This is a genomic window from Aeromonas sp. R7-1, assembly GCF_040908115.1.
Classification (GTDB): domain Bacteria; phylum Pseudomonadota; class Gammaproteobacteria; order Enterobacterales; family Aeromonadaceae; genus Aeromonas; species Aeromonas caviae.
Genome location: NZ_JBFODD010000062.1, coordinates 32,280 through 50,690 on the forward strand (window position 1 = coordinate 32,280; position 18,411 = coordinate 50,690).

Genomic DNA, 18,411 nt, shown 5'->3' on the forward strand with positions numbered 1-18,411 from the left:
TAAACCCCGTTATTTGCGGCTGTGGAACAGCGGCTGGTCGGATTCTGCCTGCTCGGCCCAGAAGTGGATGTTGAAGCGGGCATCCTCCGACAGCTCGACCCTGTGCCAGTACTGGGGCGGGCTGGTGGCAAACTCCCCGGCCCGGATCACCAGGCTCACCTCGGGCTCCTCGGCCTGTTCGTCGGCAAAGCCGTGATAGGTGACGGTGCCCTCCATCACGCAGAGTTGGCCGAACACCCCGGCCGCGGTGTTGTGGTGGGTGAGCAGGGCCTGGGGCACATTCTCGCGGGTAAAGAAGGGAGTGGAGCGGCGCACCACCCAGTGAGACGGGATCAGTTGCATGGCCATATCGGTTCTCCTCGTGTGGCCGGGTCGACCCGGCCGATGCAATGAAAGGATTAACGGGGCAGCTGACGCAGCAGCGGGAAGGCGGCGCTCATCTGGTCGCCCCCCACCACGAAGCCGCACAGCTTGCCATCTTCGCCGTGCGCCTCGGCCACCATGCCGTGGCTGTTCCAGCGGCACTGCCAGGCAAGATCCTCGCCCTTGGTGCGGCCGGCCAGTTGCAGCGGGTAGCGCGGCGTCTTCACCTTCACCAGCATGGGCGGCAGAGCCAGCAGGGTCGGCGTGCCGAGCAGGGTGCGCGCCAGCGCATTGGCCCCCAGCACTATGGGTTGCAGGAAGGGGAGCAGCTGACCTTGCCACTGCACGCAATCCCCCAGCGCGAAGATATGGGGATCGCTAGTCTGCAGCCGATCATCGACCAGGATGCCGCGATCCACCTCCAGCCCGGCCCCGCGGGCCAGGGCCAGATTCGGCCGCAGGCCGATCGCGGCGATCACCAGATCCTGCTCGCTGACGCGCCCGTCGGTCAGGGTGACGCGCCAGCCATCCCCCGGCTGGGCATCCATCCTGGCGAGACCCGTCCCGAACTGCAGGCTGACCCCCTGGGTGCGCAGGGCCTGTTGCAGCGGCTGGGTCAGGGCGGCGGGCAGCAGGGCGCTTAAGGGGCTGCCCGCCAAGTCCACCAGCGTCACCTCTTTTCCTGCGCTCGCCATGTCCATCGCCAGCTCGCAGCCGATGAGCCCCGCCCCCAGCACCAGGATGCGGCGGGCCTGGCGCAGTTGCGCCTCGGTGGCGGCGTACTCCTGCTGGCTGTTGAGGGTGACCAGGTGTTCGCTGCCCGGCAGATCGGGGCGCACCGCGCTCGCCCCGGTGGCCAGCACCAGCTTGCCGTAGGGGAATTCCCCCTGCTCGGTCAGCACCAACCGCCGGGCTGGATCGATGCCGAGCACCGGGCTGTGGGGCAGCAGCGCGATGCGCTGCTGCTCGGCAAAGTCGCTGCCGCTAAGACGGGTCATGGCTGCGGCGGCGCAGCCCCGGCTCACCACATGGCTCAAGTCCGGCTTGTTGTACTCGTCGCCGCTGTCGGCGGTGATGAGGCGGATGGGCTGACCCCAGTCCAGCTTGCGCAGGCTCTTGACCAGCTGCTGGGCAGCGAAGCCGCTGCCGATCACCACTATCTCCCGGCTGATGCCAGCGTCAGTTTGAATTGCTGCGCTCATACGCAGGCCTCCACGGCGCAGGGTTCGAACACCTCCTTGCCGATGCCGCAGCCGGGGCAGAGGAAACTGTCCGGTACCTGGGCCCAGGGGGTGCCCGGCGCCACCCCCTGATCCGGCTCACCCAGCGCCGGGTCATAGACCCACTGGCAGACGGTGCAGAGCATGGCCTGGTCGTCATCCCATTCGGCGGCGGCCGCTTCGGTTTGCGGCTCAACAGCAGGCATCGTGGGGACGGGCGTCACGGTTGCCTGGGTTGTGGTGATCGGGCGGGGTGCGTCCAGGGGGTGCAGCGCCCACTGACGGGCGAGCTGGCGGCCATGCTCGCGGCATTCGGCCAGCGCCGAACCATCCGGGCGCCACTTGGCCTTGAGGGAGATGCTGATGTCGAAACCTGCATCCATCAGGCGAGTCTGGATCCGGTCCACCGCGCCACCGGTCCAGCCGTAACTGCCGAAGGCCGAGGCGCGCTTGTTGCGAAAACGCAGGCCGGTGATCTCTTCGAGCATGCCCGCCACCTTGGGCATCATGACGTTGTTCATGGTGGAGGAGCCCACCAGTATCCCCTTGGAGCGGAACACCTGGGTCAGGATCTCGTTCTTGTCGTGGCGGGCCACGTTGTAGATCTTCACCGCCACGCCGGGGTCCACCTCGTGGATGCCCTGGGCGATGGCGTCGGCCATCATGCGGGTGTTGTTGGACATGGAGTCGTAGAACAAGGTGATGCGGTCTTCCTGATAGTGGTCGGCCCACTCCAGGTATTTCAGGATGATCTGGGTGGGGTCCTCGCGCCAGACGATGCCGTGGGAGGTGGCCACCATGCTCACCGGCAGGTTGAAGCCCAGCACCTCCTTGATCTTGGCGGTCACCAGCGGGCTGAAGGGGGTAAGGATGTTGGCGTAGTAGCGCTGGCACTGCTCCATCAGCTCGCTCTGATCCACCTCGTCGTTGAACAGGTGCTCGTCGCAGTAGTGCTGGCCGAAGGCGTCGTTGGAGAAGAGCACCGCATCTTCGGTCATGTAGGTCATCATGCTGTCGGGCCAGTGCAGCATGGGGGTCTCGATGAACACCAGCTGCTTGCCGTTGCCGATGTCCAGGCTGTCACCGGTTTTGACCGGGTGGAAGTTCCACTCCGGGTGGTGATGATGGCCGGTGATGGAGTCGATGGCGTTGTGGGTGCAATAGATGGGGGTGCCGGGAATGCGGGCCATCAGCTCGGTCAGGGCGCCGGCGTGATCCTCCTCGGCGTGGTTGATCACCACGTAGTCGATGGCGGCGAGATCGATCTCGGCCGCCAGGTTCTGCACGAACTCGCGGCTGAACTTGTGATCGACGGTATCGATCAGCACGTTTTTCCCTTCGCGGATGAGGTAGCTGTTGTAGCTGGTGCCCTTGTGGGTCTTGTACTCGGTGCCGTGGAAGTCGCGTACCTCCCAGTCCCGTTGGCCGACCCAGTGGATGTTGTTCTTGACGTGAATGCTCATCAGGCAGTTCCTCGAATGCAATAGTGGATGTTCAACTGAACCAGCTATTGCAGCGGACGTGCCAAAATGTAACTCGTTGTTTTTAATGGTTTCGCATATCACACATTGTCATTATGACACCATGCCTTTATAGTCAAAATCACAAACACACTGTCATTTGGACAATTATCGTGATCTCGACCGACAGCCTGGCGCGCATCGCCCTCGACCTGCAACTCGGCATCTCTCATCAAGACCGCTTCCACCGTCTGATCCAGAGCGTGCGCAGCCTGCTGAACTCGGATGCCTCGGCCCTGCTGCGCTACGAGGGGGGCCAGTTTATCCCGCTGGCCATCGACGGCCTGATGCAGGACGTGCTGGGGCGCCGCTTCGCCCTCAAGGATCACCCGCGCCTCGAGGCCATCGCCCGCGCCGGGGATGTGGTGCGCTTCCCCGCCGACAGCGCCCTGCCCGACCCCTATGACGGCCTGCTGCCGGATCACGACGACTTCAAGGTGCACGCCTGTGTCGGCCTGCCGCTCTTCTCGGATCAGGCGCTGATCGGCGCCCTGACCATAGACGGCATGAACCCGACCCAGTTCGACGGCATCAGCGACGAGGAGCTGCGGCTGGTGGGGGCCCTGGCCGCCGCCGCCCTCGACAACGCCCTGCTGCTGGAGCGGCTCGCCCGCCAAAGCAGCGAACCTCTGGTCCCCGGCACCCGGCCCGGCCCTGAGCAGCCGGAGATGGTAGGCCACTCCCCCGCCATGGCCCGGTTGCGCCACGAGATCGAGGTGGTGGCGAACTCGGAGCTGAACGTGCTGATTTTGGGGGAGACCGGTGTGGGCAAGGAGCTGATCGCCAAGGCGGTGCATGGCGGCTCGCCCCGCGCCCATGCCCCCCTGGTCTACCTCAACTGCGCCGCCCTGCCCGAATCCGTGGCCGAGAGCGAGCTGTTCGGTCACGTGAAGGGGGCCTTCACCGGCGCCATCCACAATCGGGCGGGCAAGTTCGAGCTCGCGGACAAGGGCACCCTGTTTCTCGACGAGATAGGGGAGCTCTCCCTGCCGCTGCAGGCCAAGCTGCTGCGGGTGCTGCAATACGGCGATCTGCAGCGGATCGGTGACGACACCCCGCTCAAGGTGAATGTGCGCATCCTGGCGGCCACCAACCGGGATCTGAAGCAGGCGGTGGTCGAGGGGCAGTTTCGGGCCGACCTCTACCACCGGCTGAGCGTGTTCCCGATCCACGCCCCGGCACTGCGGGAGCGCCCAGGCGACATTCCCCTGCTGGCCGGTTACTTTTGCGAGCGCTGCCGGCTCGGCCTGGGGCTGGAGCAGCTGCGTATCCAGCCACAGGCGCTGCAACTGCTCGAGCGCCACGACTGGCCCGGCAACGTGCGCGAGCTGGAGCACGCCATCCACCGCGCCGCCGTGCTGGCCAGGGCCGAGCAGGGCAGCCCCTCGCCGACCCTGGAACCCCACCACTTCAACCTGGGGACGACGGGCTCATCCCTGCCCGCCGACACCGTCAGCCAGCCCGCCTCCCCGGCCATTGCCGGCCTTGGCCTTCGCGCCGCCACCGATCTGTTCCAGCGCCAGCTCATCGAGCAGACCCTGACCGCCCATGACGGCAACTGGTCCGCCACCGCCCGGGCGCTGGATCTGGACGGTGGCAACCTGCACCGCCTCGCCAGGCGGCTCGGCCTCAAGGCCTGACGCCCCCAGATACGAGAGGGGCCCAAAAACAGAAACCCCCTCGCTGGCGAGGGGGTTTCTTGTTCATGGCACCCGTGGCGCCGTCAGCGCAGGGACTTGACCGAGCGGCGGACGATAAGCTCGGGCTGCACCGTCATGGACTCCACTTCCAGCTCCTTGTTGCGGATCCGGCTCACCAGTTGCTGCACCGCCAGCAGACCGAGCTCGGCCTTGGGGTGGCGGATGGTGGTGAGCGGCGGGCTGGAGAAGCGCGCCATCTCCACGTCATCATAGCCGATCATGGAGATGTCGTCCGGCACCTTGACCCCGGCCTCCCAGGCGGCGCAGATGGCACCGATGGCCATGGGATCGTCGAAGGCAAAGACCGCAGTCGGGCGAGGGGTGAGGGCCAGGATGCGCTGCATGGCATCGAAGCCGCTCTGGCTCTCGTAGTCCCCTTCGAAGATCTGCTCTTCTTTCAGGGTCATCCCCTGTTCAGCCAGGGCATCGCGCACCCCGTCCAGCCGTTGCTGGGTAGTCGGCTTGGCGAGATGGCCGGTGATGCAGACGATGTTGGTGTGGCCCTGCTCCAGCAGATGGCGCACCGCCAGACGCGCGCCGATGCGGGCGTTGTCGTTGATCACGTTGGCGAAATCGCACTCGTTGCCCCAGTCCAGCACCACCTGCGGCACCTTCTTGTGGATGCGCAGCATGTCCCTGAACTGGGTGTCGATATCGGTCCCCAGCACCAGCAGACCGTCCACCCGCTTTTCCATCAGCATGCGCAGATAGTGCTGCTGGCGGGGCGGCTGGTTCTCGGTGTTGCACAGGATCAGGCTGTAACCCTGCTCGAAGCAGTAGGCTTCCACCCCCTGTACCACTTCCGCGAAGAAGGGGTTGGCACTGGTGGTCACCAGCATGCCAATGGTCTTGGTCGAATTGATCTTGAGACTGCGCGCCACCGAGTTGGGCGCGTAGTTCAGCTCTGCCACCGCCTCAAGCACTTTCTGGGTTGCGTCTTCGCTGACCCGACGGGTGTGATTGAGTACATGTGAGACGGTGGAGATGGATACGCCTGCGCGCGAGGCGACATCCTTGATAGTTGCCATCTCTGTCTCCTGAATAACAAAGGCGGAACAGTAGCAGATTTCCCGAATAAAGGCTTGGTTTTAACGGGCGCTGCCAGTGAATTATCAATGCTGGCTAATCTATGCGGTCATTTCTTTTTGCGCAAACGGATTTTGGTCAAAATGAGAGCGGACGCAGAATGAAATATCGTCAGTTTTTTACTCTGGAAATTGTCACCATGACAATTTGTTATCTGTATGTTGCACCACCTTGTCAACATTAAACTCCGATAAATAGCAATAAACTGCGCGTTAGTTTCACAAAACCCCTCTTGCGCCTGCTCCGGTTAGTATCTTTAACATCTTGTTATTGCCCGGCGAGGAATGATAGAACCTTATCTATCGCCGGGCTGGCGGGACACAGGCTCGGAATGACGTGCATAAAATGAAACAATTCACTGATTAAGGGACGAATCAATGCATAACTTCAGCAAAATGGCAGTCAGAGCAGCGGTTTCTTTGGCTCTGTTTGGATCAGTTTCCATGGCCAATGCGGCCGATACCATCAAGATCGGCATCGCCGGCCCCCTGACCGGCCCGGTCGCCCAGTACGGTGACATGCAGTTCACCGGCGGCAAGATGGCGGTCGAGCAGATCAACAAGGCGGGCGGCATCAAGGGCAAGCAGATCGAAGCCGTCATCTATGACGATGCCTGCGATCCCAAGCAGGCTGTGGCCATCGCCAACAAGGTGATCAACGACGGCGTCAAGTTCGTGGTCGGCCACCTCTGCTCCGACAACACCCTGCCCGCCTCCGACATCTATGAAGATGAAGGGGTCCTGATGGTCACCCCCGCCTCCACCAACCCCAAGATCACCGAGCGCGGTTACCAGCTGACTCTGCGTACCATCGGCCTGGACAGCGACCAGGGCCCGACCGCCGCCAAGTACATCATCGAGCAGGTCAAACCCCAGCGCGTGGCCGTCATCCACGACAAGAAACAGTACGGCGAAGGCATCGCCTCCAGCGTGAAAGCCGCGCTGGACAAGGCCGGCGTCAAGGTCGTTGCCTATGAGGGCATCACCGCAGGCGACAAGGACTTCTCCGCCCTGATCGCCAAGCTGCAGAAAGAGAACGTCGACTTCGTCTACTACGGCGGCTACCACCCGGAGCTGGGTCTGATCCTGCGCCAGGCTGGCGAGAAGGGTCTGAAGGCCAAGTTCATGGGTCCGGAAGGCGTGGGCAACAAGGACATCTCCGCCATCGGCGGCCCGGCTTCCGAAGGCCTGCTGGTGACCCTGCCGAACAAATATGACCTGGTGCCGGCCAACGCCCCCATCGTGGAAGCGTTCAAGGCCAAGGGTCAGGACTCCTCCGGTCCGTTCGTCTGGACCACCTACGCCGCCATGCAGGCCCTGGCGGCCGGTATCGCCAAGGCGGGTGAGGATGACCCGGCTGCCGTGGCTGCCGCCATCAAGGCCGCACCGATCGACACCGTGATGGGCCCCCTGACCTGGGCACCGAACGGTGACCTGAAAGGCTTCGAATTCGGTGTCTTCCAGTGGCACGCCGACGGTACCTCCACTCAACTCAAATAATCTGCCGGTCGGGGTGACGCGAGTCACCCCTCCTTTCTTTGCGGGCAAGTACACAGGGAACGCGGTATGTCCGAACACCTTCTTTATCTGGTTCAGCAGTTGCTGAACGGATTGACCATAGGCAGCACCTATGCGTTGATCGCCATCGGCTACACCATGGTCTACGGCATCATCGGCATGATCAACTTCGCCCACGGCGAGGTCTACATGATCGGCTCCTATGTCGCCTTCATGGTGATGGCCGGGCTCATGATGATGGGCATCGACAGCACCGTGCTGCTGCTGGGGGGCGCCTTCCTGGTCAGCATCATCATCACCGGCAGCTATGGCTGGTCCATAGAACGGGTGGCCTATCGTCCACTGCGGGGCGGCAACCGCCTGATCCCCCTCATCTCCGCCATCGGCATGTCGATCTTCCTGCAGAACATGATGCGGATGGCCCAGGGCTCGCGTGACATCGCCATGCCCACTCTGATCTCCGGGGGCTGGACCCTCGGCAGCGAGGATGGCTTCCAGGCCAGCCTCTCCTACATGCAGCTCATCATCTTCGTGGTGACCTTCATCACCATGCTGGCGTTGACCCAGTTCATCGGCCGCTCCCGCATGGGGCGTGCCTGCCGTGCCTGTTCGGAAGACATCAAGATGGCCAACCTGCTAGGGATAGACACCCACGTGGTCATCTCCATCACCTTCGTGCTGGGGGCCGCCCTGGCCGCCGTCGCGGGGGTGCTGCTCGGCATGTACTACGGTGTCATCAACCCCTATCTCGGCTTCATGGCAGGCTTGAAGGCCTTCACCGCTGCGGTATTGGGCGGCATCGGCAGCATTCCCGGTGCCGTACTGGGCGGCCTGCTGCTCGGCGTGGTGGAAGCGCTCACTGCGGGCTATCTCAGCACCGAGTACAAGGATGTAATGGCCTTTGCCCTGCTCATCTTCGTGTTGCTCTTCATGCCCACCGGCATCCTGGGTCGTCCGGAGGTCGAGAAGGTATGAAAAACCAATCTATGCATGCCCTCGTGCTGCTGTTCATGACCATCACTGGCATTCTCGGCCGTCCGGAAGTGGAGAAAGTCTGATGAAACGTCAATTTATCCATGCCTGCATCGCCAGCCTGGTGCTGCTGGTGCTCTCCTTCTGGCTGCTCGGCTTCAAGCTGGAGACCGATGGCTCCCGCCTGCTGGTGGTGAGCCGCCTCGATGTATCGCTGGCCTGGCTGCTGGGGGGCGCCACCATCGTTTTCTGGTTCCAGATGCTGCGCGGCCAGATAAGCCGGCTGTTCCAGGCCTCCATCAGCGGCTTCTCCGTCGGCTTCACCAAGCTGGTGCTGCCAAGCCCCGAAGAGGCCCCCAAGCTCTATAATCTCACCGCCGTGCTGGTGCTGCTGTTTGCGGTGAGCTGGCCCTTCATGGCCTCTCGCGGCGCCATCGATCTGGCCACCCTCACCCTGATTTACATCATGCTGGGGCTGGGACTGAACGTGGTGGTGGGCCTCGCCGGTCTGCTCGACCTCGGCTATGTCGGCTTCTATGCGGTCGGCGCCTACAGCTACGCCCTGCTCAACACCTACTTCGGTCTGAGCTTCTGGGAGTGTCTGCCCATCGCCGGTCTGCTGGCGGCCACCTTCGGCTTCCTGCTCGGGTTCCCGGTGCTGCGGCTGCGGGGGGACTACCTGGCCATCGTCACCCTGGGCTTTGGCGAGATCATCCGCATCCTGCTCAACAACATGACCACCCTGACCGGCGGTCCGAACGGGATCTCCGGCATTCCGAAACCGACTCTGGGGGGGCTCGAGTTCAACCGCACCGTCAAGGATGGGGGCTTTGGCACCTTCCACGACTTCTTCGGCATCGCCTACAACGCCAACCACAAGGTGATCTTCCTCTACCTGATGGCCCTGGTGCTGGTAGTGGCGACCCTGTTCGTCATCAACCGCCTGCTGCGCATGCCGCTCGGCCGTGCCTGGGAGGCGCTGCGGGAAGACGAGATCGCCTGCAAGTCCCTGGGGCTCAACCCCACCATCATCAAGCTGACCGCCTTCACCATAGGCGCCTGCTTCGCGGGCTTTGCCGGCAGCTTCTTCGCCTCCCGCCAGGGCTTCATCAGCCCGGAATCCTTCGTCTTCATCGAGTCGGCCATCGTCCTTGCGATTGTGGTGCTGGGAGGCATGGGCTCCCAGATCGGGGTGGTGCTGGCGGCCATCGTGATGACGGTGCTGCCGGAGCTCGCCCGCGAGTTCAACGAATATCGCATGCTGATGTTCGGTCTCTTGATGGTATTCATGATGATCTGGCGGCCGCAGGGACTGCTGCCCATGAGTCGACCCCATATGGAGCTGCGTAAATGAGCAACAATCAACCATTGTTGGATGTCTCAGATCTGTCGATGCGCTTTGGCGGCCTGCTCGCGGTCAACGGCGTCAAGCTGGATGTGGAAAAGGGGGAGGTGATCTCCATCATCGGCCCCAACGGGGCGGGCAAGACCACCATCTTCAACTGCCTGACCGGCTTCTATCGCCCGAGTGGCGGTGTCATTCGCTACAAGGGTGAGGAGATCCAGGGGTTGCCCGGCCACCTCATCGCCCGCAAGGGCATTGTGCGGACTTTCCAGCACGTGCGCCTGTTCAAGGAGATGACAGCGGTGGAAAACCTGCTGGTGGCCCAGCACAGGCATCTCAATACCGGCTTCATCGCCGGCCTGTTCAAGACCCCCTCCTTCCGCCGTGCCGAGAAAGAGGGGTTGGAGCAGTCCGCCTTCTGGCTGGAGAAGGTGGGCCTCAAGGATCTCGCCAACCGCGCCGCGGGCAACCTGGCTTACGGCCAGCAGCGCCGGCTCGAGATCGCCCGCTGCATGGCGACCCGGCCCGAGCTGCTGATGCTGGATGAACCGGCCGCAGGTCTCAACCCCAAGGAGACCGACGAGCTCAACGAGCTCATCTCCAACCTGAGGGACGAGTTCGGGGTCTCGGTGCTGCTGATCGAGCACGACATGAAGCTGGTGATGGAGATCTCCAACCGCATCTTCGTGGTCAACCAGGGCACCCCGCTGGCCCACGGCAAACCGGACGAAATCCGCAGCAATCCGGCGGTGATCAAGGCCTATCTGGGCGAGTCGTAAGGACAAAAAGATGTTAGAACTTCGCAACGTATCGACCCACTACGGCAAAATTCAGGCGCTGCACGACGTCAGCGTCGAGGTGAAAGAGGGGGAAATCGTCACCCTGATCGGCGCCAACGGCGCCGGCAAGACCACTCTGCTGATGACCCTGTGTGGCGAGCCCAAGCCCAGCAGCGGTTCCATCTGGTTCGAGGGGGAGCAGATAGACTCTCTCACCACCGCCCGCATCATGCGCAAGGACATCGCCGTGGTGCCGGAGGGGCGCCGCATCTTCGCCCGCCTCACGGTGGAGGAGAACCTGCTGATGGGGGCCTTCTTCGTCGACAAGGCGGAGCAGCGCGGCCTGCTGGATCAGATATTTACCTTGTTCCCCCGCCTGCACGAGCGGCTGGAGCAGCGGGCAGGCACCATGTCCGGCGGCGAGCAGCAGATGCTGGCCATCGGCCGCGCCCTGATGAGCAAGCCGCGCCTGCTGCTGCTGGATGAACCCTCCCTGGGACTCGCGCCCATCGTCATCCAGCAGATCTTCGACACCATAGAGCAACTGCGCCAGAAGGGGATGACCATCTTCCTGGTGGAGCAGAACGCGAACCAGGCGCTCAAGCTGGCGGATCGCGGCTATGTGCTGGAGAACGGCCGGGTGGTGCTGCAAGACACGGGAGAGGCCCTGCTGGCCAACCCCGCCGTCCGCCAGGCCTATCTCGGCGGTTGAGGATGCAGCCACCATCGTCACCCTTCCCCTGCCGCGCTCCCCGAGCCCGGCAGGGGAACAGCCCCCCGCCGAGGAGCACATTGTGAGCCGTGCGCGGGCGACACAGGATCAGCACCACTTCTGGCACGATCCCGCCCTGCCCTTCATCGAGGCGCGGGCGGTGCAGGATGGCCGGCGCGTCTGCTACGACAAGCACAGCCACCCCCACTTCTCCATCGGCGCCATCACCGGCGGCCACAGCCACTACCTCAACCAGCGCAGCCTGCAAGAGGTCGGCCGCGGCAGCCTGGTGCTGATGAACCCGGAAGAGGTGCACGCCTGCAATCCCGTCGCTGACCAGCCCTGGTCCTATCTGATGTTCTACATCGACAACCTCTGGTTGCAGCGCCAGCAGGAGGAGGCCGGGCTCGGCAACGCGTTTCGCCCCTTCGACATGACCGCAAGCCGGGATCCCCTGCTCTACCAGGGGCTCTGCCGGCTTCATCGGCAACTGGTGGAGGAGCCGGATCCCCTGGCTCGCGAAGTGGCCTGCCACCTCTTCAGCCGCCAGCTTCTGGCCAGGCTCACCCCGGCCAAGTGGGATGACCGCCCTCCCCAGCACCTGCAGCGAGCCGCCGAGCTGATGCAGGACGAGAGTGCCTGCGCCCTCACCCTGGCGCAGCTGAGCGCGGTGGCCGGGCTCACCCCTTCCCACTTCGTGCGCGCCTTCAGCCGCCACTACGGCATGACGCCCCACGCCTACCTGCTCGATCAGCGCATTCGCCACGCCCGCACCCTGCTGCGCCAGGGGCAGCCCCTGGCGGAAGTGGCCCTTGCCAGCGGTTTTGCCGATCAGGCCCACTTCCAGCGCCAGTTCAAACGCCGGGTGGCCGCCACCCCGGGCCAGTACAGAGCGCAGCTCGCCCCTCAGGACGAGCGCACCAGATAGGCGGCGCTGAGCAGCAGCAAGAGCGCCATGGCCCGATTGAACCAGCGCAACCGGCGAGGAGAGACCAGCCACCCCTGCAATCGGCTGCCCGCATAGGCCCAGCAGGCGATGGAGCCGAGGCAGATCACCAGATAGATGCCGGTAAAGAGGGCGATCTGGCTCATGCCGCCCGCGATCCCATAGGCTCCCATCCCCATGCTGGCGGCGAGCCAGGCCTTGGGATTGAGCCACTGCATCAAGGCCCCGTACCAGAAGGCGGGGGGCACGCCCTCCACTTCCTCCACCTCGCCGCTGTCCACCAGCAACTGCCAGGCCATCCAGCCGAGAAAGAGCACGCCGCCCCAGTGAATGGCCCCCAGCGCCACAGGCCAGCGGGACAGGGCGCCGCCAAGACCCAGCCCCATCAGCAGGAGCAGCAGGATGAAGCCGAGGGTGGCCCCCACCACGTGGCGCAGGCTGGCCGTGAAACCGTACCGGGCGCCGGTGCCAAGGGCGACCAGATTGACCGGCCCCGGGGAGATGGACATGGCCAGGGCAAACCCGGCCATGGATAACAGCAGACTGAATTCCATGGATGATGCTCGTTCAATTGAGGGAAGTCCGAGCCTACCCGGCCCGGGCGGCCCGATATTGAAGAAAATTGCGATCCCCTGGATGCCGCCCCCATTGCACACTTAGCGCAAACCGCCGCTTGCGGTAAACTGCCCTTCAACCCTCCATTTTCAGGACATCTCAATGGACCAGTTTGCCCATATCAGCGCCCATGATGCCCACCAGAAGCTGAGCGCAGGCGAAGCCCGTCTCGTGGACATTCGCGATCCCCAATCCTTCGAGACGGCCCACGCTGTCGGCGCCTTCCACCTTACCAACGGCACCCTGGTTCGCTTTATGAACGAGGTGGACTTCGATACCCCTGTCATCGTGATGTGCTATCACGGCAACAGCAGCCAGGGGGCGGCCCAGTACCTGCTGCAACAAGGCTATGACGAGGTCTATAGCCTGGATGGCGGTTTCGAGGCCTGGCGCAGGGAGTTCCCCATCCAGGCGGGGGACGCATGACAGAGGCGGGTCGCTCCTCCTCAACCGGCATGATCCAACTGCTGGTGCTGGGCGACGCCCGCATGGCCCAGGCGCTGGTGGATTATCTCGCTACCCTGGGCATTCCGTGCGAGCTGACCCAGTCAGAGCTTGGCGTCTCGGTCTGGCTGGCAGACGAACGGCGCCTCGCCCAGGCCCAGCAGGAGGTCAAGCGCTTCCTGAGCGAACCCAATCACCCCCGCTACATGGAGGCCTCCTGGCAATCCGGCCATGCCGATGCCCGGATCGACTACAGCAAGGGGATGACGGATCCGGTCACCGATTTCCTCCACCAGGCGGGCCCCCTGACCCTGGTGGTCATCATCGCCTGCCTGGCCATCTACGCTCTGGATGCCATCGGCCTGCCCATCTTCGACGAGCTCGCCTTCCACCCCACCCTGGCCCAGTTCACCGACTGGCAGGCCTGGCGCTACGTCACCCCGGCCTTCATCCACTTCTCGGTGCTGCACCTGGTGTTCAACCTGTTGTGGTGGTGGTATCTCGGTGGCCAGATAGAGCAGCGCCTCGGCAGCGGCAAGCTGTTCATCCTGCTTATCGTCGGGGCTGCCCTGCCCAATATCGCCGAGTTCTTTGTCAGCGGCCCGCGCTTTGGCGGCCTCTCCGGGGTGGTCTATGCCCTGCTCGGCTACAGCTGGCTGCGAACCAGGCTTCAACCGGATTGCGGCCTCGCCATGCCGCCAGCCCTGATGGGCTTCATGCTGGTCTGGCTGGTGCTCGGCTTCCTGGACATGCTCGGCACCCCCACCGCCAACATGGCCCATTTGGTCGGCCTGCTGGTCGGCCTTGCCCAGGGCTGGCTGGACAGGCACCACAGGCCGGGGTGAGGCCTGGTTGTCGGCAATTGCTCGGCAACCGAAGCGACCACCAACATGGCTCACCTGGCGGGCCTGCTGATCGGCCTTGCCCAGGGCTGGCTGGACAGGCACCACCGGCCGGGGTGAGGCCTGGTTGCCGGCAACTGCTCGGCAACCATAGCGACCACCAACATGGCTCACCTGGCGGGCCTGCTGATCGGCCTTGCCCAGGGCTGGCTGGACAGGCACCACAGGCCGGGGTGAGGCCTGGTTGCCGGCAACGGCTCGGCAACCAAAGCGACCACCAACATGGCTCACCTGGCGGGTCTGCTGGTCGGCCTTGCCCAAGGCTGGCTGGACAGGCACCACCGGCCAGCCTGAGCCGATTTGCCATAAAAAAACGCCGCCCCTTGGGGCGGCGTTTTTATTGGTCGGCCGGCTTACTGCTTGAGCAGGCTGCCGTCGGTCACCTTGACCGCGGTACCGCCGCTTGCGAAGAAGCTGCCGAACTGGGTCTGCATCTCGGTGGTGACGGCGCCGGTCGGATCGAAGTTCTCGTCCGGTGCCAGCAGCGAGCTGTGACCCCCGGCCACGAAGCGGGCCGCTCTGTGGTTGGCGGCGCCGGTGGCGGTCAGCGGTTGCAGGGCCAGGACCTTGAACAGCGGCTCGGTGCCACCCAGCGGGGCGGTGGCGATGCTGTTCGGGATCACTCGATCCGACAGGCTCAGGGCGCCGTCGCCGACGATTTCGGTGGCAAACAGCGGGAAGTCCGCCGCGATGCCGCTCCCCAGGTTGATGGGGTCTGCCGAATCCAGCACCGACTGCGCCGCAAAGCTGTAGCTCTGCAAGGTACTGGCCGCCGTGGCCTGGGTGGCCGCATCCTGGCTCGGCAGGAATTCGTTGACGAAGCAGGTCGGTACTGCCGTCTTGCAGTTCGGGGCGTAGGCGGTGAAAGCTGCCTTCAGGGCCGCACTGCCAGCGGTCAGCACGCTCATCTGGATGGTCGGACCGAAGGTCGGCGAGTTCAGCAACAGCGGCGCTATGCCGCCACCCGGCATGGCCAGGCCGCCAGTGTCGAACTTGAACAGGGCGTCTGCCGTCGGGTTGCCAACAGACTGGTTGGCCACCGCCAACAGGTTGGCCCCCGCGATGGCACCCAGAGAGTGACCCAGGAAGTGCACCTTGAGACCTACCCCTCCGATCTGGGTTCCCAACCCCTTGGCATTGGCCAGACCGACAGCCAGACGCAGGCCCAGCAGATCCGCCACGCTCTGTTTCAGGTTGTCGCGGGCCACGGTCAGGTAGCTCAGGTTCAGGTAGGGGGTCGGGTTGTCGGAGGTGGTTACCGAGTCCATGCTGCCGGTCAGGGCGAAGCCGCGTTCACCATGCAGGGGATGATCGATCACCACCACGGCCACGTTCTTGCTCGCCTGGGCACCGGCGCCAATCTGGCCAAGGGCCAGGGCATAGGCGTTCTCCTTCACGGAGGTGACGCCGTGCTGATAGATGATCACGTCGGTGATGTTCGCCAGCGGTGCGGCGGCGAAGATCCGCATCGGGACGGACTGCACCTCTTCCAGTGCCGGCAGCGGGTTGAAGCGCCCGATATTCATCTCGGGATCCAGCGCCTTGCCGCCGGAGGTGAGGGTCACCCCGATCAGCTTGCTCGCCTCCGCCAGCAGCTCGGCCTGACGGCTCGGATCGGCGATGAGTTCGCCCAGCAGGGCCGGATCCACACCCGCCCCCACCAGGCCGCCGATCACTTCGGCATCCTGGGCCTTCAGGGCGTTCGCGATGGCGTAGAGGCTGGGGATGGCACCGTGCCAGGACTGGGTCTTCGCCTTGTCCCAGGAGCCGGCGGTGGCCGGGGAGGAGAGGAAGTAGGGCAGCTTGACGGTACCGCTGTAGACGGTGGTACCCAAGGCCAGATTGTGGAGTGGAGTGCCGTCACCAAAAGCGGCGGCAATCGCATCCTTCTGCTCCTGGGGCAGGAAGTTCTCGGCGTCCAGCTGGGTCAGGAAGGGGCTGCCGCCGCTCACCGACAGGGTATAGGTGCCAGGCAGGCTGGTATTGCCCAGGGCGTCCTGCTTCCACAGAGCGGCGGCGTCCAGGGTCGGGCTCTTGAGCACGGATGCGGCCGCCCCTTTCACCGCCACCAGCACGTCGGCGCCGGACTGGGTACCGAACCAGTCGGAGAAGATCACGTGGTCGCTGGTGATACCGGTGGCAGCCTTGAACAGCCCTTCCTGCAGCGCAATCAGGCCGCTGATGGTCTGCTCCTGGGCGTTGCTGCCGGTGCTGGTCTTGTAGTTGCTGTAGTCGCTACCCGGTCGCAGGGGGGCGCCTGTGCTGTCTTTGAGGGTATCGGTCGCCACTATCATGTAGTAGGAAGAGGGGTTGAGCGGCTTGAGCGGCACCAGATTCAGCTTGCCGGTCGTCTCGGCCACCACGAAGTCCACCCCGTAGGTCAGCACCTTTTTCACGCCGCTCGGACGCAGGGCCGCACTGTCAAACTCCAGCTCCATCAGGTAGAGGGGTGCCACGGAGGCTGCGAATTCAGCAGCGGCCGGCGCCTTGACCTGGATGCCGGAGGCCGTCACCGGCACTATCTGGATCGCCTGGGTAGTCGACCAGCCATCCAGGGTGGAGAGGGCGGACACCGGGTTGGAGAGATCCGCCGTTTCCGTGGAGAATTTCAGGGTACCGTCGGTCGCACGGGCTGCCAGGGCGCTGGGTCGGACTGCATTGGAGCCGCTCAGCAGATAATCGAGATAGCTTGAGGTATCGCCTGTGTTGTCGTCACTGCCACCACAACCGCTCAGCAGCGCACTGACGACGGCCGCGTAAATTAGCTTTTTCTTCATATCCTTATCTCTTTTATGTTGTTATCCATGATGAGCCTGACGGGGTAGGGTTCAAACCCGACCGAATCATATTAACAGCAACGCAACAATTAATAAGCCTCTGGTCAGTCATCTGATCTGATTTTTTTGTGTACACCATCAAGGAATTGGAATTGATCCCCGGCGTCACAGGGTAGCAGCCAGGGTGCATCAACCAGACCCGACCAGAGCCCGATAGGATCCATGGCGCAAAAAGCCGCTCCGATCTCGGCAAAGGGGACGATTTGTCGGTAGAATGGCGCCATTGCTTAAGGAGACCCCCATGATCGACCCGAAAAAACTGGAAGAGATCGCCAAACAGATACACAACGCCCTGCCCCCCGGTATTCGCAGCATGGGTGAAGAGGTGGAGAAAAAGACCCGTCAGGTCTTGCAGGCCCAGCTCAACAAGCTGGATCTGGTGAGCCGCGAGGAGTTCGACGTGCAGACCAAGGTGCTGCTGCGCACCCGGGAGAAGCTGACCGCCCTCGAGGCCAAGCTGGCCCAGCTCGAGCAGCAGCTCGCTGCCAAGGGCGAATGATCCGGCGTGACCCGCCGTAGATAGCACAAACCCCAGCCAGGCTGGGGTTTGTCGTTTTTATGGGGACAACGAGTTTCTCATCCCCCCTTCTCTCGCAAGACGATAAGGGGGCAGATCGACGCTCTGCGGTTAGCCGTGGTCAGATAAACTCGTAGGCATCGCCGAAGATGCGCTCGGGCTCGGCGCCCAGCACCTTGAACTCTTCCCGCGCGGCACCGGCCATCTCGAAGCGACCCGCCACATAAATGTCGTAGTCATGCAGGCTGACGAAGTCATCCATGATGGCCTTGTGCACCAGCCCGGTCCTGCCGGTCCAGTCGCTCTCGGGCTCCTGCACCACGGGAATGAAGGTCAGCGGCGCATAGTCGCGCTCCCACTGCTGCATCTGCTCCAGCTCGTAGAGCCAGTGCGCCTGGCGTACCCCCCAGTAGAGGAACACCGGACGCTTGCTGCCGCTGCCGATCAGGTATTCCAGGATGGCGCGGGCATAGGAGAAGCCGGTGCCGCCCGCCATCAGGATCAGCGGTCGGGGGGATTCGTCGCGCAGGAACGCCTTGCCGGCGGCCAGCTCGACCTCGATCTCTCCCTGCTCGCGCATGCGGGCCAGCACCTGACCGGCATAGGCATTCTCGGGAGTGGCACCGATCTGCAGCTCCAGCACGCCGGAGCGGGTCGGCGAGTTGGCGATGGAGAAGGGGCGCTTGTCCGAATCGCTCATCACCACCAGCAGATACTGGCCCGGCTTGAAGCTCACCTCCTGCTGCGGCGCCAGCGCCACGTGCCAGATGGTGTCGACATATTCGCGCAGTTCCTCTACGCGGCACTTGATACGTTGCATTCTTGTCCTTGTGAGGGGCCTGCCCGGCCCGCTTCGCTCATGGTTTCACTGTTTTTATGGCGACCAGTTGGTGGTCAGGTCCGTCGAGCATACCCAATTCGGCACGGCAATACCGC

17 protein-coding genes are annotated in these 18,411 nt (G+C 63.7%); 10 read left to right on the forward strand and 7 right to left on the reverse strand.

Annotated features, from left to right (window positions below; genetic code table 11):
• Positions 1-9 precede the first annotated feature (9 nt).
• Genes AB5Y51_RS18255 through norV form a run of 3 tightly spaced genes read right to left on the reverse strand, consistent with a single transcriptional unit; the run spans position 10 to position 3,046 of the window.
• Positions 10-348, reverse strand: a complete 339-nt coding sequence (locus AB5Y51_RS18255) for a DUF1971 domain-containing protein (RefSeq protein ID WP_167826497.1) — start codon at positions 346-348, stop codon at positions 10-12.
• Positions 349-398: 50 nt separating this feature from the next.
• Positions 399-1,565 (reverse strand): NADH:flavorubredoxin reductase NorW, encoded by a 1,167-nt coding sequence (gene norW / locus AB5Y51_RS18260; RefSeq protein ID WP_368178916.1) that lies wholly within the window; start codon positions 1,563-1,565, stop codon positions 399-401.
• Positions 1,562-3,046, reverse strand: a complete 1,485-nt coding sequence (norV, locus tag AB5Y51_RS18265) for an anaerobic nitric oxide reductase flavorubredoxin (protein ID WP_368178918.1) — start codon at positions 3,044-3,046, stop codon at positions 1,562-1,564. The genes norW and norV overlap by 4 nt, the downstream gene beginning before the upstream one ends.
• Positions 3,047-3,216: 170 nt before the next feature.
• On the opposite strand from norV, the gene norR reads away from it, so the two are divergent.
• On the forward strand, positions 3,217-4,743 hold the full coding sequence (gene norR, locus AB5Y51_RS18270) for a nitric oxide reductase transcriptional regulator NorR (RefSeq protein WP_368178920.1): 1,527 nt from the start codon (positions 3,217-3,219) through the stop codon (positions 4,741-4,743).
• A gap of 83 nt (positions 4,744-4,826) precedes the next feature.
• Here norR and AB5Y51_RS18275 read toward each other — a convergent pair whose 3' ends face one another.
• Positions 4,827-5,831 carry a substrate-binding domain-containing protein gene (locus AB5Y51_RS18275; protein ID WP_042017407.1) on the reverse strand — a complete coding sequence of 335 codons (1,005 nt, stop codon included), beginning with the start codon at positions 5,829-5,831 and terminating at the stop codon, positions 4,827-4,829.
• Positions 5,832-6,266: 435 nt separating this feature from the next.
• Here AB5Y51_RS18275 and AB5Y51_RS18280 point away from each other — a divergent pair, with 435 nt between their 5' ends.
• The 6 genes from AB5Y51_RS18280 (at position 6,267) to AB5Y51_RS18305 (ending at position 12,142) form a co-directional block, all read left to right on the forward strand.
• A complete protein-coding gene (locus AB5Y51_RS18280; protein ID WP_039041003.1) occupies positions 6,267-7,388 on the forward strand; it encodes a branched-chain amino acid ABC transporter substrate-binding protein in 1,122 nt (373 codons plus the stop codon).
• 66 nt (positions 7,389-7,454) lie between these two features.
• A complete protein-coding gene (gene livH, locus AB5Y51_RS18285; RefSeq protein ID WP_128343235.1) occupies positions 7,455-8,381 on the forward strand; it encodes a high-affinity branched-chain amino acid ABC transporter permease LivH in 927 nt (308 codons plus the stop codon).
• A gap of 82 nt (positions 8,382-8,463) precedes the next feature.
• A complete protein-coding gene (locus AB5Y51_RS18290; protein ID WP_039041002.1) occupies positions 8,464-9,732 on the forward strand; it encodes a high-affinity branched-chain amino acid ABC transporter permease LivM in 1,269 nt (422 codons plus the stop codon).
• Positions 9,729-10,502, forward strand: coding sequence for a high-affinity branched-chain amino acid ABC transporter ATP-binding protein LivG (gene livG, locus AB5Y51_RS18295; RefSeq protein WP_010672381.1), 774 nt, complete (start codon positions 9,729-9,731; stop codon positions 10,500-10,502). The genes AB5Y51_RS18290 and livG overlap by 4 nt, the downstream gene beginning before the upstream one ends.
• A 10-nt stretch (positions 10,503-10,512) precedes the next feature.
• Positions 10,513-11,214, forward strand: a complete 702-nt coding sequence (locus AB5Y51_RS18300; protein ID WP_010672380.1) for an ABC transporter ATP-binding protein — start codon at positions 10,513-10,515, stop codon at positions 11,212-11,214.
• Positions 11,215-11,296: 82 nt separating this feature from the next.
• Entirely contained in the window at positions 11,297-12,142 is an 846-nt protein-coding gene (locus AB5Y51_RS18305; protein WP_041214153.1) for an AraC family transcriptional regulator, read from the forward strand.
• Here the strand turns inward: AB5Y51_RS18305 and AB5Y51_RS18310 are convergent.
• Positions 12,121-12,714 (reverse strand): LysE family translocator, encoded by a 594-nt coding sequence (locus AB5Y51_RS18310; RefSeq protein WP_010672378.1) that lies wholly within the window; start codon positions 12,712-12,714, stop codon positions 12,121-12,123. The two genes, AB5Y51_RS18305 and AB5Y51_RS18310, sit on opposite strands and share 22 nt — an antisense overlap.
• A 163-nt stretch (positions 12,715-12,877) precedes the next feature.
• Between AB5Y51_RS18310 and glpE the strand changes: the two genes are divergently transcribed.
• Together glpE and glpG are read left to right on the forward strand one after the other, a co-directional pair.
• Positions 12,878-13,201: a thiosulfate sulfurtransferase GlpE gene (gene glpE / locus AB5Y51_RS18315; RefSeq protein WP_005307320.1), complete on the forward strand. Its 324-nt coding sequence runs from the start codon at positions 12,878-12,880 to the stop codon at positions 13,199-13,201.
• A 29-nt stretch (positions 13,202-13,230) separates the two neighbouring features.
• On the forward strand, positions 13,231-14,064 hold the full coding sequence (glpG, locus tag AB5Y51_RS18320) for a rhomboid family intramembrane serine protease GlpG (protein ID WP_029313427.1): 834 nt from the start codon (positions 13,231-13,233) through the stop codon (positions 14,062-14,064).
• 410 nt (positions 14,065-14,474) lie between these two features.
• Here the strand turns inward: glpG and AB5Y51_RS18325 are convergent, their stop codons facing one another.
• Positions 14,475-16,898 (reverse strand): VolA/Pla-1 family phospholipase, encoded by a 2,424-nt coding sequence (locus tag AB5Y51_RS18325; protein ID WP_368178922.1) that lies wholly within the window; start codon positions 16,896-16,898, stop codon positions 14,475-14,477.
• Between the two features lie 301 nt (positions 16,899-17,199).
• On the opposite strand from AB5Y51_RS18325, the gene AB5Y51_RS18330 reads away from it, so the two are divergent.
• Positions 17,200-17,457 (forward strand): accessory factor UbiK family protein, encoded by a 258-nt coding sequence (locus AB5Y51_RS18330; protein WP_010672374.1) that lies wholly within the window; start codon positions 17,200-17,202, stop codon positions 17,455-17,457.
• Between the two features lie 139 nt (positions 17,458-17,596).
• Here AB5Y51_RS18330 and fre read toward each other — a convergent pair whose 3' ends face one another.
• Positions 17,597-18,295, reverse strand: a complete 699-nt coding sequence (gene fre / locus AB5Y51_RS18335; RefSeq protein ID WP_010672373.1) for an NAD(P)H-flavin reductase — start codon at positions 18,293-18,295, stop codon at positions 17,597-17,599.
• Positions 18,296-18,411 lie beyond the last annotated feature (116 nt).

What these genes read in the sequence shown, in the direction of transcription:
- glpG (WP_029313427.1), top strand. Translation starts at nt 13,231, where the DNA reads ATGATCCAACTGCTGGTGCTGGGCGACGCCCGCATGGCCCAGGCGCTG.
- AB5Y51_RS18330 (WP_010672374.1), top strand. Translation starts at nt 17,200, where the DNA reads ATGATCGACCCGAAAAAACTGGAAGAGATCGCCAAACAGATACACAAC.
- fre (WP_010672373.1), bottom strand. Translation starts at nt 18,295, where the DNA reads ATGCAACGTATCAAGTGCCGCGTAGAGGAACTGCGCGAATATGTCGAC.
- AB5Y51_RS18255 (WP_167826497.1), bottom strand. Translation starts at nt 348, where the DNA reads ATGGCCATGCAACTGATCCCGTCTCACTGGGTGGTGCGCCGCTCCACT.
- norW (WP_368178916.1), bottom strand. Translation starts at nt 1,565, where the DNA reads ATGAGCGCAGCAATTCAAACTGACGCTGGCATCAGCCGGGAGATAGTG.
- AB5Y51_RS18275 (WP_042017407.1), bottom strand. Translation starts at nt 5,831, where the DNA reads ATGGCAACTATCAAGGATGTCGCCTCGCGCGCAGGCGTATCCATCTCC.
- AB5Y51_RS18280 (WP_039041003.1), top strand. Translation starts at nt 6,267, where the DNA reads ATGCATAACTTCAGCAAAATGGCAGTCAGAGCAGCGGTTTCTTTGGCT.
- livH (WP_128343235.1), top strand. Translation starts at nt 7,455, where the DNA reads ATGTCCGAACACCTTCTTTATCTGGTTCAGCAGTTGCTGAACGGATTG.
- livG (WP_010672381.1), top strand. Translation starts at nt 9,729, where the DNA reads ATGAGCAACAATCAACCATTGTTGGATGTCTCAGATCTGTCGATGCGC.
- AB5Y51_RS18310 (WP_010672378.1), bottom strand. Translation starts at nt 12,714, where the DNA reads ATGGAATTCAGTCTGCTGTTATCCATGGCCGGGTTTGCCCTGGCCATG.
- AB5Y51_RS18300 (WP_010672380.1), top strand. Translation starts at nt 10,513, where the DNA reads ATGTTAGAACTTCGCAACGTATCGACCCACTACGGCAAAATTCAGGCG.
- AB5Y51_RS18325 (WP_368178922.1), bottom strand. Translation starts at nt 16,898, where the DNA reads ATGAAGAAAAAGCTAATTTACGCGGCCGTCGTCAGTGCGCTGCTGAGC.
- norV (WP_368178918.1), bottom strand. Translation starts at nt 3,046, where the DNA reads ATGAGCATTCACGTCAAGAACAACATCCACTGGGTCGGCCAACGGGAC.
- AB5Y51_RS18290 (WP_039041002.1), top strand. Translation starts at nt 8,464, where the DNA reads ATGAAACGTCAATTTATCCATGCCTGCATCGCCAGCCTGGTGCTGCTG.
- glpE (WP_005307320.1), top strand. Translation starts at nt 12,878, where the DNA reads ATGGACCAGTTTGCCCATATCAGCGCCCATGATGCCCACCAGAAGCTG.